This window comes from Olivibacter sp. SDN3, from assembly GCF_014334135.1.
Lineage (GTDB): Bacteria > Bacteroidota > Bacteroidia > Sphingobacteriales > Sphingobacteriaceae > Olivibacter.
In genome coordinates, this window is record NZ_CP060497.1 from 4,623,903 (window position 1) to 4,637,004 (window position 13,102).

Sequence of the window (13,102 nt, forward strand, 5' to 3'; positions counted from 1 at the left end):
TCCACACAGCGCAAATTAATCAAGCAATATAAGCCTGGTTAGTTTGCTTCATGTAATACATATCATTGCTTTTAGCCACTATTTGTTGTTCCCCCGCTAGCTTTAAGCTTAAATCTATCCAATCTTTATTGTAAGATCGAATCAGACGTTCTTTCTGCGACCGCGTAAAGATACTTAGGTTATTAAACCGCTCAATACCAAGTTCTTCCGATCTAAATTCTTCAAAATATACTAATCTAGATACTTGAGAAGCAGCATCGAAAAACAACTGCTTATGTGTCTTATAAAAAGAAACTGTCTTTAAAAGATCATCCGTCAGACCTACATGTAAACATTTACGATTACAATCTGTTAATATGTACACAAATAACTTCATAATAAATCAGCTAATATTTTTCGCTTATTAAAATTTAATTACTAACTTTATTGGCACAATACTACTAATAATATTAGTAAAAACAAAATTATTTTAAAATGAGTAACATTGCAGTTAATCTGAAATATCTTCGTAAAAAAAAAGGTCATACACAGCAGCAGTTTGCGGATTTAATGAATATTAAACGTTCTTTAGTGGGTGCTTATGAAGAGGATCGGGCGGAACCTAAATATGAATTACTAAAAAAATTCGCATTGCATTATGACCTTACCATGGACGAATTGGTAAACGATAAAATCGATGACAAATGGAAACCTACGGCAAAAGGGGGCATTTCTAATCTTCGCGTCCTCAGTATTACCGTCGACGGAGATGATAGGGAGAATATAGAACTTGTACCTGTTAAAGCAAGCGCTGGCTATCTAAACGGCTATGCCGATCCTGACTACATAAGTGAACTCCCTAAATTTAGATTACCTATGTTTAATCAAGGAACTTATAGAGCGTTTGAAATAAAAGGTGATTCTATGCTACCCCTTCAACCTGGCACTATTATTATCAGTGAATACGTAGAAAATTGGTTTGACATTAAACCCTCACTAACTTACATTATCATTTCTAAATCTGAAGGGGTTGTTTATAAACGTATTGCCCATAAATTTAAGGAAGACAAAGGTTTGAAATTGCTTTCAGATAATAAAACCTACGATCCTTATTGGATAGACACAGCGGACATTTTGGAGATATGGAAAGCAAAAGCTTTTATAAGCACTAACCTTCCGGAACCAACACCTGAGCCTACGTTAGAAACGCTTACCAGTATGATGGCACAGATGCAGAAAACCATTAGCGGAATCAAAACCGAATAAATAAATAACCGAATGAATAAATAAGAAAAACCAGCATGCACCGTATTACAGTAATTGGTTCTGGCACAATGGGTAATGGCATAGCCCACTCATTTGCTCAACATGGCTATCAAGTTTCCTTAATGGACATCGATAAAAATTCGCTGGACAGGGCGTTACAGGCGATAGAGAAAAACTTAACTAGACAAGTAAACAAGCAAATACTTAGTGAGGATGAAAAAACGCTGGCATTGCAGAATATAACAACCTTTACTTCGCTGGAGTTGGCAGTTAAGGATGCAGATCTGGCCATAGAGGCTGTTTCTGAAAATACGGATATAAAATTAGGAATTTTTAGAGAACTGGATAACTTATGCCCAGCAGATACCATACTTGCCACTAACACTTCATCTATACCTATTACGCAAATAGCAGCAAACACATCAAGGCCAGAAAAGGTGGTTGGTATGCATTTCATGAACCCCGTACCTGTCATGAAACTAGTAGAAGTTATACGGGGCTATGATACGGATGAGCATGTGACCGAAAGTATTGTAAGCATAGCAAAAAGCTTAAGTAAAACGCCTGTTATTGTAAATGATTATCCAGGTTTTGTTGCTAACCGTATCCTTATGCCCATGATTAATGAGGCTATTTATAGTTTATATGAAGGCGTTGCAGGTGTAGAAGAAATAGATACTGTAATGAAACTTGGTATGGCTCATCCCATGGGACCTTTGCAACTAGCTGATTTCATTGGTTTGGATATCTGTTTAGCAATCCTTAAAGTTTTACACGATGGCTTAGGCAATCCTAAGTATGCCCCTTGTCCGTTGCTGGTCAATATGGTGCATGCCAAACATCTAGGAGTAAAATCTGGAATGGGTTTTTATCAATATCCAGCAAAAAGTAAAGATATACAGGTTGCTAAACAGTTTTCTCGTAAGCTCGTATAATTTAGATAAAATGCTACGAGCGATTCCAATTATGTATTGAATCGCTCTAACTGTTTCAATAATGTGGAAAAGTCTTTAGGGTAAGGTGCCTCAATTATATATTTTTTACCATGGATATTTAGTTGCAACTCTTTCGCATGTAAGGCAAAACGTTTCATGATGGGTAATTCTTCCTGTTCTTTACCCAAAATATATCCTCTTTTAATATGGGACAGGTAAACAGGCTTACCTTTATAAAGACCATCCCCAACTATTGAGGCGTGCTGTGTTGCTAAGTGGATTCGTATCTGGTGCATTCGCCCTGTTACGGGCCTACACTCTACTAAGGTGTAGTTTTTAAAATATCGTAGTGACTTAAACCATGTTTCAGCATTCTTTCCATTAACACGGTCTATTGCAACGTTTCTATTCCCCATGTTCAATATAGGTAAATCGACCTTCATATCTTCAAAGACATGGTGTCCATCTATTATAGCATGATAAACTTTCTTAACTCTACGTTTCTCAAACTCAATAGAAACCGAACGGTAACTTGCGGGATTTTTCGCGATTAACAGAACCCCAGAGGTTTCCTTGTCTATCCGGTGGCATATTTGCGCATCAGTATGGTACTGTTTTGCCATCCTTAGTATATTAACCTCCCCTCCTTCGCGCTCATCCAATGATGAAATGAAGGGCGGTTTATTTACTGCTATAAGATCTTGATCTTCGTATATAATAATGTCTTTAAACTTAGGGAATTTAAAGTTTCTTCCTCTTACGTCCATAAGTAACAAAAGTAAGAAAAGACCTGAACATTATTGTCGACCACCGATTATTTTGAGCTATTTAATCAATTTTATATTTAGTTAAAATATGGACATACATGCTTAGGTACTTCAACACTTGGTATATCATATTTCTATGGCCGTTGCCTATCACATTTGATTAACTACATACCATACGTTGTATTAAAATAAAATTAGAAAAAAGAACTTTTAGGAATCTAAATATTCTAACTACTCGTATATATACAAAAATTCACATCAAGCTATAAATATCTATGAAAAATTTGAAAATGAATAATGAAGATCACCAGCCTAGGGAAGATAGTCTTTCTCATACAAATTTAAAGAGGCGGTCATTTTTAAAGTTTACCGGTGCAACACTTGCCACCTCTGCCTTGTTGGCAACTGCGTGCAATAAAAATAAAGATGGTTTTCCTGATATGGAAGATGGTGTTTATATGGGAAAAGGAGACGTAGCAATTCTGAATTACGCCTACATTCTAGAACAGCTCGAAGCTGCTTTTTACACAAAGATAGCAGAATCGCCGTATGGGGAGATTTCAGATCTGGAGAATTCTCTACTAGTAGATATCAGGGATCACGAGATTGCTCATCGAGAGTTTTTTAAGCTAGCATTAGGCGATAACGCGATACCGGATATCGAGGTTGATTTCTCATCCATTAATTTTAGCAATCGGGATAATGTATTAGCTGCCGCTAAAGCATTCGAAGATTTAGGTGTTTCTGCGTATAACGGCGCGGGACAATTGATTCAACAGCCGGAATACCTTCTGCTTGCCGGGAAAATTGCATCAGTGGAAGCACGTCATGCAGCACTAATTCGTGATCTAGTACGGAATGGCACCTTTGCAGACGATGAGGTCGTAGATGCCAATGGATTGGAAATATCCAAAAGTCCAAGCGATGTATTGACAGCAGCTGCACCGTTTATCAAAACGAAAATTAACGCTAGAGATTTACCCACTTATTAACCCCACAGTTATGAATGTATTTAAAGTTATCAAAGATATAGAAAACGCAGATTTGGAAATTTATGAAAGATTGAATCCACGTAGAATGGTGATCCGGACTATTTCATCATTTGGTTCCAAAATAGCATTATCAAGTTTACCATTTGTGGTATCAGGACTGCTTAGAAAAGCTTATGGTCAAGAGTTGCCTCAAAAAATTGTAGACGTGCTGAATTTCGCGTTAACATTAGAATACCTTGAAGCTGAGTTCTACACAAAGGCTTTGGCAGCGAATGGTCTGATTACGAATACCACTGCTAAGGATGCAATAACGGTTATACGAGATCACGAAAACCAGCATGTAGACTTCTTAAAATCGGCATTGGGAGCTAAGGCTGTGGCCAAGCCGAAATTTGATTTTACCGCAAGTGGTACATTTTCAGATGTTTTTTCCAATTACGACACTTTTTTAGCTATTGCTAATGCACTTGAGGATACTGGTGTTAGAGCCTATAAAGGGCAGGCGGGAGAACTGATGGAAAATGATAATATATTACGTTATGCATTGAATATCCATAGTGTTGAAGCCAGACATGCCGCTCATATCCGGCAAATGCGTAGAGCAAGAGGTGGAGTAGCCGCGAACTTAAAACCATGGATAACTGGATCAAATGATACGGGAATCAGTGCGGTTGATCCTATATATGCAAATGAGGATAATAAAATCCAAGCTGACATAGATATTACCACATTAAATGGGATAAATGGAAAAATCAGTACAGGTGCAGCGACAGAATCATTTGATGAACCATTGTCAAAAGATGCCGTACTTGAAATTGCTCAGTTATTTATTGTCAGTTAACATCCATTTTGTAAATAAGGAACCACAAACATCAAGTGTTTATGGTTCTTTATTTAAAATCGGCTATTCTGTTCTAAGAAGCTTCAAACTTATATCCTACACCCTTTACGGTAGATACATAATTGTCGCCGATTTTTTCTCGTAGCTTACGTATATGCACATCAATTGTCCGGTTGGTAACTACCACTGAGTCTTCCCAGATACTTTTCAGGATCGTCTCTCTGGTATACACTTTTCCCGGTCTGGATGCCAAAAGATATAATAACTCGAACTCCTTTTTAGCTAGCACAATCTTCTCATCATTTTTATATACCAAAAAAGTTTCTCGGTCTATTACAAGATCAGCTATTTCAACCTTATTATCCAACACTTCTTCGCCTTTACTATTCCTTCTTAATATGGCATTAATACGGCTAATTAAAGCTCTTGGCTTAATAGGTTTGGCAATATAATCATCTGCTCCAACATTGAATCCAGCAATTTCAGAATATTCCTCACTTCTAGCAGTTAAAAATACCATAAAAGTGTTTTTAAATTCCGGCATACTTCTCATAATTCTACAGGCTTCTATCCCATCCATTTTTGGCATCATGATATCTAAGATAATCAGATCAGGGTTTATCTTTCGTGCGGTTGAAACTGCTTCCTGACCGTTAGAAGCTGTAACTACGGTATAACCTTCTCTTTTCAAGTTATACTCGATGAGTTCAAGTATATCGGGCTCATCATCAACAACTAATATCTTGTATTTAGTACTGCTCATACTCATTAATTTTACGCTAAATTATGTACTTAATTGCAAATAAAAGTTAAGATAATATTAACAAATCGTTAACGATAATAAATCGGGTGACATCAACTTAAAATTACAAGGTTTTTTGAAGAAATTCTGCTAACGCTATACCTCTTAAGTTCTTTGCAATAATAACACCTTCTGGGTCGAGCAGAAAAGATGCCGGTATGCTTGATACTTTATAGAGCTCAGCAGCTTTACTATTCCATGCTTGCAAATCAGAAACATGGATCCAAGTTAGCTTATCATCTTTGATGGCTTTCACCCAAGCTGCTTGATTATTATCAAGCGACACCCCTAAAACGGTGAAATTTCTATCTTTAAAAATATTATATTGACTAACAATATTGGGATTCTCCTCTCTACAAGGGACGCACCACGATGCCCAAAAATCTACCAAAGTATACTGACCTCTGAAGTCAGAAAGCTTCACATTTTTTCCCTTCTCATTCATTAATTCGAAATCTGGGGCCCTATTACCAATACTCAATGGTTTAAGTTCTGCCATATGTGTGACAAAATCTCGTACCGCAGCATTTTGGGGAAACTTATTCTTGATCGAATCTGCATAAGCCATCATTTCCTGTTCATATTCAACAGGGTCGAGTGAACTTATTGCATAAAAGCCCGCTAAGTTGTCGATATTTCTCTGTGAGAAAGCCAATACATCTTGGGAGAACTCAGTCAAATTGGTTTTATATTTATTTAACAACTCTTCTCTTATTTCTTTTTCTTTATCCGGTTCTGCTCCCAATCTCATCTGAAATTCCCCTTCAATCTTTTTTGATATATTAGCATAATGCATGTTAATCTCACTAAATGCTTTAATTTTACTGGATATTTCTGAGCCACTTATATCATATTTCCCATCAGGGTCCTCGAGATTAGCCTTGAATCCAACCTTTTCACCATTGCTAAGTACAAAAAAATAATGGTTGTTCCCTATTTTTAAATCGTAAAATTGAGGCATTGGCGCTGTTCTCCGAAATCGGAACTTATTGTTTTCATCTAGAAAGGCCGAGTCCACCACGTTTCCGCCTTCGTAGAGAAAAATCTTCTTAACATCTCCACTATTGACCAATTCTCCATCCAACACAAACTGATCGTCATTGCTACAAGCAAAAAAGATCATGATGCTTACTGTAAATATTATTTTTTTCATGATAAACTGATTTGTTAGAAGAAATATACTTCAACTTAGCAATATAAATACATGAGCAGGTTACTTTACGACCTCCTTTGCTTTTAATAGTACGCTATCCAAAGCACTAACATCTTTACCCCCGGCTGTAGCAAAAAATGGTTGTCCACCCCCACCGCCTTTTATTTCCTTCGCGAGTTCCTTCACAATTTTACCAGCATTAAAACCTTTTTCTTCAACAAGATTTTCAGAAATCATTATAGCCAAATGTGGTTTACCGTCAATATTGGCCGCCAAGATCATAAATAAGTTCTCAACTATCGATGCTTTAATGGCAAACGCTAGATTTTTCACGGCATCTGCATTTGGAAGATCAATTTTTTCTGCAATAAAGTGTAATCCATTGATAGACTCTACTTTGTTCAACAGCTCTTTTTTTGTTTGCAGTGTTTTCTCTCGGGTAGACTGTTCGATTTCTCTTTTTAATTCACTGTTTTCCTCTAGAAGTGCCGTCACGGCAACGGTAATATCTTTCGGATTTTTAAGTAGCTCTTTTAATCTGTATAAAAGACTATCCTGATGATTTATATATTCCTCTGCTTTTTGTCCTGTAATGGCTTCTATACGTCGCACACCTGCAGCTATTGCATTTTCATTGATTATCTTGAAAAAACCAATATTTCCGGTATTTTTCACATGTGTTCCACCGCAAAGCTCTTTCGAGAATTCATCATCAAATGTTATTATACGTACATTATCACCGTACTTTTCACCAAACAGGGCTGTAACCCCGGACGCCATAGCTTCTTTATAAGGAACAGACCGTTCTTCCATCAATGCGATATTCTCACGTATTTTACTATTAACCAACCGCTCAATTTGCAATAATTCTTCGTGGCTAACTTTTGAAAAATGAGAAAAATCAAATCTCAATAGTTCAGCATTTACCAAAGACCCTTTTTGATTAACATGTACTCCCAAAACCTCCTTAAGGGCAGCATGCAATAAATGGGTTGCAGAATGGTTTGCTTCTATGTCTATACGTCTAATTTTATCTACTCGCGCTACGAAAGTACTTTGTATGTCATTAGGTAATTCGCTTACATAATGGATGATTAAAGCATTCTCCTTTTTTGTGTCCGTGATACGCAATATACTTCCATCATGCTGATCAATTAACAGCCCAGTGTCCCCAACCTGGCCTCCCCCTTCTGGATAAAAAGGTGTGAATGACAAAATCAACTGATATTGTTTTTTCCCTTTACTGGAAACTTGTCTGTACTTCAATATCTTACAAGTGTGCTCTAACACATCATAGCCCACAAAAGAAGTATCTTCATTATCAACGAGTACTATCCAGTCGCCCGTATCAATATTAGTGGCTGTTCTTGACCGCTCTTTTTGTATACATAAAGCGCTGTTAAATCCAATCATATCAACTTCCCACCCCTTCTCACGGGCCATTAAACTTGTTAAATCGATGGGAAAGCCATAGGTATCATATAATTCAAAAGCGAAATCACCTTCTACTAATTTTTCGTTCGTTTGGTAGCTATCAAATCGTTGTATGCCCGTTATTAGGGTTCGTAAGAAAGACACCTCTTCCTCTAAGATCACTTTCTGAACAAAGTCTTTCTGAAGATATAATTCATCAAATACTCCTTCAAACTGCGTGGCTAAAACAGGAACTAATTTATTTAAGAAAGGTTCTTTAATCGCTAAAAAAGTATATGCATAACGAACGGCACGGCGCAAAATTCGCCTGATGACATAACCAGCCTTATTGTTAGACGGTAATTGCCCATCTGCTATGGCAAAAGAAATCGCTCTGACATGATCAGCCATTACACGCATCGCTATATCTTTTTGTTCTTCGTCTCCGTAGTTGACCTTCGCTGCCTCAGCTATTGTATTTATAAGTGGCTGAAATACATCTGTATCGTAGTTGGATGTTTTATGCTGAAGTACCCGAACCAATCGTTCAAATCCCATACCGGTATCAACATGTTGGGCCGGTAGCGGTGTGAGAGATCCATCTTTTAACCTATTAAACTGAATGAAAACATTGTTCCATATTTCAATTACTTGTGGATGATCTGCGTTGACCAAGGTACCTCCGTCAATTGCCAAACGTTCATCGTCACTTCTGCAATCAATATGAATTTCAGAAGAAGGTCCACAAGGACCAACATCCCCCATTTCCCAGAAGTTATCCTTTTTATTTCCTTTCAGAATACGGTCGGGGTCTATATGTCTTTTCCAAAAATTATACGCTTCTGTGTCGGCAGGGAGCCCTTCTTTCTCATCACCTTCGAAGACAGTCACATATAATCGGTCTTTTGCGATCCCATACACTTCAGTTAATAGCTCCCAGCTCCAAGCAATAGCCTCTTCCTTAAAATAGTCACCAAAACTCCAATTTCCCAGCATTTCAAACATTGTATGGTGATAGGTATCAATACCAACTTCCTCTAAGTCATTGTGTTTACCTGAAACCCTCAAACATCTTTGCGTATCAGCTACACGGGAATGCTGTATAGGCGCTTCTCCTAAAAATAATTCTTTAAATTGATTCATACCAGCATTGGTAAACATCAAGGTCGGATCATTTTTGACCACAATCGGTGCTGAAGGAACTATTATATGGCCTCTACTTTTAAAAAAATCTAAAAATGCTTGTCTTATTTCTCTGCTAGTCATTTAATAACTATTTATTACGAAGGACAAAGTTAACGTATTTCCGTAATGTAATGTAATAATAAAATGTGTACAAAAATAGGAGGAGGAAGCCTTGAGAGGCCTCCTCCTTAATCCTTTCGAAAAATCCGTGTTCATCAAACACTTAATTCAGCAAAATATTTATGAAATAATGGAATGGTTTCTATTCCTTTATAATAATTAGCTATGTCATATTTTTCGTTAGGCGAATGCAAATTATCGCTATCCAGACCAAACCCCATCAACACTGTTTTAAGTCCTAACTCCTCTTCAAAAAGGGCAACAATAGGGATACTGCCTCCACCCCGGCATGGAATAGGTTCCTTACCGAAAGACTCGGTGATTGCCTTTTCAGCCGCCTTATAAGCAATACTATCAGTCGGCGTTACCGCTGGATCTCCCCCGTGATGCGGAGTCACTTTAACTTTCACATATTTCGGAGCGATGGTTTCGAAATGCTTCTGAAACAGGGCCGTAATGGTAGCCGATTGTTGATTGGGAACTAAACGCATAGAAATCTTAGCCTGCGCCTTAGACGGCAATACTGTTTTTGCTCCTTCGCCTGTATAACCACCCCATATACCGTTCACCTCTAGTGTTGGACGTATGCCCGTACGTTCTATGGTGGTATACCCTTCTTCACCCCACAATTCGTCAATACCTAAATCATCTTTATATTCCTGTTCATTAAATGGGGCTTGATTTAAAGCTGTTCTATCTTCTGCATTCAGTTCAACTACATCATCATAAAACCCGGGAATCGTGATATGATTATGCTCATCGTGAAGAGATGCGATCATTTTAGCCAAAATAGTCGCAGGATTAGCTACGGCACCGCCGTATACTCCTGAATGAAGGTCGCGATTAGGTCCGATTACCTCAACTTCTAAATAAGACAAACCACGCAGTCCTGTTTCTAAAGAAGGGGTTTCCAAGCTGATCATAGCCGTATCAGAAATCAACACTACATCGGCAGCAAGCTTCTCTTTATTTTCTTTAACAAAAACGCCTAAATTATCTGAGCCGACTTCTTCTTCACCTTCAATCATGAATTTAATATTGCACGGTAACCCTCCTGTTTCCTGCATGACTTCAAATGCTTTTATGTGCATATACATTTGTCCCTTATCATCACAAGCACCTCTCGCAAATATTTTACCATCCCTTACTGTTGGTTCAAAAGGAGGTGTATGCCACAATTCCAAAGGCTCAGGAGGTTGAACATCATAATGACCATAAACTAACACGGTAGGTTTTGATGGATCAACAATCTTTTCACCATAGACAATAGGATTTCCTGCAGTCGGACAAACTTCCACATTATCCGCACCGGATGTTTTTAGTTTGTCTGCAATATATTCAGCAGTCTTTAATACGTCTTCTTTATATTTAGGATCGGCACTTACCGAAGGAAAACGAAGCAACTCAAACAGCTCGTCTAAAAAACGTTGCTTGTTGGCTTCAACATAGTTTTTAATGTTTGACATAATAATTCTGTTTGTTGCAAACCTACATAAAATTGATTAAAACTTCATGGTGTCGATTGCGATAAGGGCTAGTAAAAAGCCGTCCATTTTATAGCCCTAACATGCTATTATCACCGTTATATATGTCATTCATATATGAACTAAGGAATTGATATTTACGATGTAAACTATTACCAGTATCATACCGTAACTTCTCCCTTAATTTTCTCCACAAACCCGGGTATTTTATCGAAAAAATCCGGTTCTTGAAGTAATTTGACAAAAGCACTTCCCACAATCGCTGCATCTGCATAAGTCAACGCATGTTCAAAACTTTCGTGATCGGAAATACCAAAGCCTATAGTCAATGGATTGCGCAAATTTAATTTTTTAATTCTATCAAAATAGGCCTGAGAACTTTCAGAAACTGCCAGATTCTTTCCTGTGGTAGAAGATGACGAAACCATATAAATAAAACCGGTACTTAATGCGTCAATTTTACGTACCCGCTCTTCCGAAGTTTGCGGTGTAATCAAAAATATATTACTTACATTATACTTTTTAAATATATCGTGATAATGCTCTTCATATTCATAAACGGGAAGATCCGGCACAATTACGCCGTCTACACCAACTTCTGCGCAAGCACGGCAAAAGCGTTCTACACCATATTGAAGCATTGGATTAACATACCCCATAAGCAAGACAGGAATACTGACCTGCTGCCGTAATGTTTTTAATTGGTTGAACAGACACTCCAACGACATGCCGTTTTTTAAAGCCTGTTCGGAGCTATGCTGTATAACGGGGCCATCAGCTACCGGATCTGAATAAGGGAACCCAATTTCTAAAAAATCAACTCCAGAGGCTTGTAAGGTTTTCGCCAGTTCAATGGTATCATCTAAACCCGGATACCCCGCTGTATAATAGATAGAAAGTAGTTTTTTCTTGCCTTTACTTTCAAAAAGTTCATTAATTCTATTCATTATCAATATATTCTTCGTTATATACGACCCTGCTAAAAATTAAAATGCTTCATATAATTATCCAAATCCTTGTCACCTCTACCTGATAAGCAGACAACTACATTATCACCCTTTTCAAAAGACATTTTTTCCAATTGCGCCAACGCATGCGCACTCTCTATAGCTGGTATAATGCCTTCTAGACGTGTTAGCAAAAGTCCGGCATTCATCGCATCTTGATCCGTTATACTTACATATTGAGCTCTTCCTATCTTATGAAGAAAAGCGTGCTGTGGACCAATTCCCGGATAATCAAGTCCAGCTGAAATAGAATACGGCTCTATTACCTGTCCGTCCACTGTTTGCATTAGAATCGTATGACTCCCATGCAAAACTCCTTCCTTTCCCAAAACTGAGGTGGCAGCAGAATAGCCACTGTCAATTCCTTTTCCGGCAGCTTCAGCAGCAATTAATTTCACCTGTTCATCTGCTAGGAAATGATAGAACATGCCAATGGCATTACTCCCTCCCCCTACACACGCGATGGCATAGTCTGGTGTTTCCTTTCCTGTTTTTTCAAGCAATTGTCTACGAGTTTCGGAAGAGATAACTGATTGAAATCGTGCAACCATGTCTGGGTATGGATGAGGGCCAACTACCGAACCGATAATGTAATGCGTGTCTACGGGATTATTAATCCAATCGCGCATGGCTTCATTTGTAGCGTCTTTTAACGTCTTACTACCCGAGGCGGCTGGACGTACCTCTGCTCCCATCATTTTCATTCGTGCAACATTGGGTGACTGCCTTTTAATGTCAATTTCACCCATATAAACCACACACTCCAACCCCATTAAAGCACATACGGTGGCTGTTGCTACTCCATGTTGTCCGGCTCCGGTTTCGGCAATTATCCGCTTCTTTCCTAAACGTTTTGCCAGCAAAATCTGCCCTATTGTATTATTGATTTTATGTGCTCCTGTGTGATTTAAATCTTCTCTTTTTAAAAAAATTTGTGCACCATATCTTTCCGACAAACGCTTGGCTAAGTATAGAGGAGACGGCCTACCTACATAATCCTTCAAAAGACTTTCAAACTCTTTCAAAAACGAATCGCTATTGATTATCTCCAAATAATTTAGTCGAAGTTCCTCGATGTTGGGGTACATCATTTCGGGGATATACGCTCCGCCGAAAATACCATAATAACCTTTTTCATTCACTTGATATTTACTCATT

Annotated in this window: 12 protein-coding genes; 4 read left to right on the forward strand and 8 right to left on the reverse strand. The window is 38.0% G+C overall.

From position 1 onward, the window contains the following. Positions 1–19 precede the first annotated feature (19 nt). Positions 20–376 (reverse strand): GIY-YIG nuclease family protein, encoded by a 357-nt coding sequence (locus H8S90_RS19490; protein ID WP_187339481.1) that lies wholly within the window; start codon positions 374–376, stop codon positions 20–22. 98 nt (positions 377–474) lie between these two features. On the opposite strand from H8S90_RS19490, the gene H8S90_RS19495 reads away from it, so the two are divergent. Together H8S90_RS19495 and H8S90_RS19500 are read left to right on the forward strand one after the other, a co-directional pair. Next, positions 475–1,245 (forward strand): LexA family transcriptional regulator, encoded by a 771-nt coding sequence (locus tag H8S90_RS19495; protein WP_187339482.1) that lies wholly within the window; start codon positions 475–477, stop codon positions 1,243–1,245. A gap of 35 nt (positions 1,246–1,280) precedes the next feature. Then, entirely contained in the window at positions 1,281–2,180 is a 900-nt protein-coding gene (locus tag H8S90_RS19500; protein WP_187339483.1) for a 3-hydroxyacyl-CoA dehydrogenase family protein, read from the forward strand. Between the two features lie 29 nt (positions 2,181–2,209). Here the strand turns inward: H8S90_RS19500 and H8S90_RS19505 are convergent, their stop codons facing one another. Continuing rightward, positions 2,210–2,947 (reverse strand): RluA family pseudouridine synthase, encoded by a 738-nt coding sequence (locus tag H8S90_RS19505; RefSeq protein WP_187339484.1) that lies wholly within the window; start codon positions 2,945–2,947, stop codon positions 2,210–2,212. A gap of 275 nt (positions 2,948–3,222) precedes the next feature. Between H8S90_RS19505 and H8S90_RS19510 the strand changes: the two genes are divergently transcribed. After that, positions 3,223–3,939 carry a ferritin-like domain-containing protein gene (locus tag H8S90_RS19510; protein ID WP_187339485.1) on the forward strand — a complete coding sequence of 239 codons (717 nt, stop codon included), beginning with the start codon at positions 3,223–3,225 and terminating at the stop codon, positions 3,937–3,939. A gap of 10 nt (positions 3,940–3,949) precedes the next feature. Continuing rightward, on the forward strand, positions 3,950–4,780 hold the full coding sequence (locus H8S90_RS19515; protein WP_187339486.1) for a ferritin-like domain-containing protein: 831 nt from the start codon (positions 3,950–3,952) through the stop codon (positions 4,778–4,780). 73 nt (positions 4,781–4,853) lie between these two features. Here the strand turns inward: H8S90_RS19515 and H8S90_RS19520 are convergent, their stop codons facing one another. The 6 genes from H8S90_RS19520 to trpB form a co-directional block, all read right to left on the reverse strand. Then, a complete protein-coding gene (locus H8S90_RS19520) occupies positions 4,854–5,543 on the reverse strand; it encodes a response regulator transcription factor (RefSeq protein ID WP_187339487.1) in 690 nt (229 codons plus the stop codon). A 103-nt stretch (positions 5,544–5,646) separates the two neighbouring features. Then, positions 5,647–6,735, reverse strand: coding sequence for a TlpA disulfide reductase family protein (locus H8S90_RS19525; protein ID WP_187339488.1), 1,089 nt, complete (start codon positions 6,733–6,735; stop codon positions 5,647–5,649). 60 nt (positions 6,736–6,795) lie between these two features. Further along, positions 6,796–9,414 carry an alanine--tRNA ligase gene (alaS, locus tag H8S90_RS19530; RefSeq protein ID WP_187339489.1) on the reverse strand — a complete coding sequence of 873 codons (2,619 nt, stop codon included), beginning with the start codon at positions 9,412–9,414 and terminating at the stop codon, positions 6,796–6,798. Between the two features lie 134 nt (positions 9,415–9,548). Beyond that, positions 9,549–10,919, reverse strand: a complete 1,371-nt coding sequence (locus H8S90_RS19535; protein WP_187339490.1) for a dipeptidase — start codon at positions 10,917–10,919, stop codon at positions 9,549–9,551. A 179-nt stretch (positions 10,920–11,098) separates the two neighbouring features. After that, on the reverse strand, positions 11,099–11,884 hold the full coding sequence (trpA, locus tag H8S90_RS19540) for a tryptophan synthase subunit alpha (RefSeq protein WP_187339491.1): 786 nt from the start codon (positions 11,882–11,884) through the stop codon (positions 11,099–11,101). A gap of 32 nt (positions 11,885–11,916) precedes the next feature. Next, entirely contained in the window at positions 11,917–13,101 is a 1,185-nt protein-coding gene (gene trpB, locus H8S90_RS19545; RefSeq protein ID WP_187339492.1) for a tryptophan synthase subunit beta, read from the reverse strand. Position 13,102: the final 1 nt, after the last annotated feature.

What these genes read in the sequence shown, in the direction of transcription:
- H8S90_RS19500 (WP_187339483.1), top strand. Translation starts at nt 1,281, where the DNA reads ATGCACCGTATTACAGTAATTGGTTCTGGCACAATGGGTAATGGCATA.
- H8S90_RS19535 (WP_187339490.1), bottom strand. Translation starts at nt 10,919, where the DNA reads ATGTCAAACATTAAAAACTATGTTGAAGCCAACAAGCAACGTTTTTTA.
- H8S90_RS19515 (WP_187339486.1), top strand. Translation starts at nt 3,950, where the DNA reads ATGAATGTATTTAAAGTTATCAAAGATATAGAAAACGCAGATTTGGAA.
- H8S90_RS19495 (WP_187339482.1), top strand. Translation starts at nt 475, where the DNA reads ATGAGTAACATTGCAGTTAATCTGAAATATCTTCGTAAAAAAAAAGGT.
- H8S90_RS19505 (WP_187339484.1), bottom strand. Translation starts at nt 2,947, where the DNA reads ATGGACGTAAGAGGAAGAAACTTTAAATTCCCTAAGTTTAAAGACATT.
- H8S90_RS19520 (WP_187339487.1), bottom strand. Translation starts at nt 5,543, where the DNA reads ATGAGCAGTACTAAATACAAGATATTAGTTGTTGATGATGAGCCCGAT.
- H8S90_RS19510 (WP_187339485.1), top strand. Translation starts at nt 3,223, where the DNA reads ATGAAAAATTTGAAAATGAATAATGAAGATCACCAGCCTAGGGAAGAT.
- alaS (WP_187339489.1), bottom strand. Translation starts at nt 9,414, where the DNA reads ATGACTAGCAGAGAAATAAGACAAGCATTTTTAGATTTTTTTAAAAGT.
- trpB (WP_187339492.1), bottom strand. Translation starts at nt 13,101, where the DNA reads ATGAGTAAATATCAAGTGAATGAAAAAGGTTATTATGGTATTTTCGGC.
- H8S90_RS19490 (WP_187339481.1), bottom strand. Translation starts at nt 376, where the DNA reads ATGAAGTTATTTGTGTACATATTAACAGATTGTAATCGTAAATGTTTA.
- H8S90_RS19525 (WP_187339488.1), bottom strand. Translation starts at nt 6,735, where the DNA reads ATGAAAAAAATAATATTTACAGTAAGCATCATGATCTTTTTTGCTTGT.
- trpA (WP_187339491.1), bottom strand. Translation starts at nt 11,884, where the DNA reads ATGAATAGAATTAATGAACTTTTTGAAAGTAAAGGCAAGAAAAAACTA.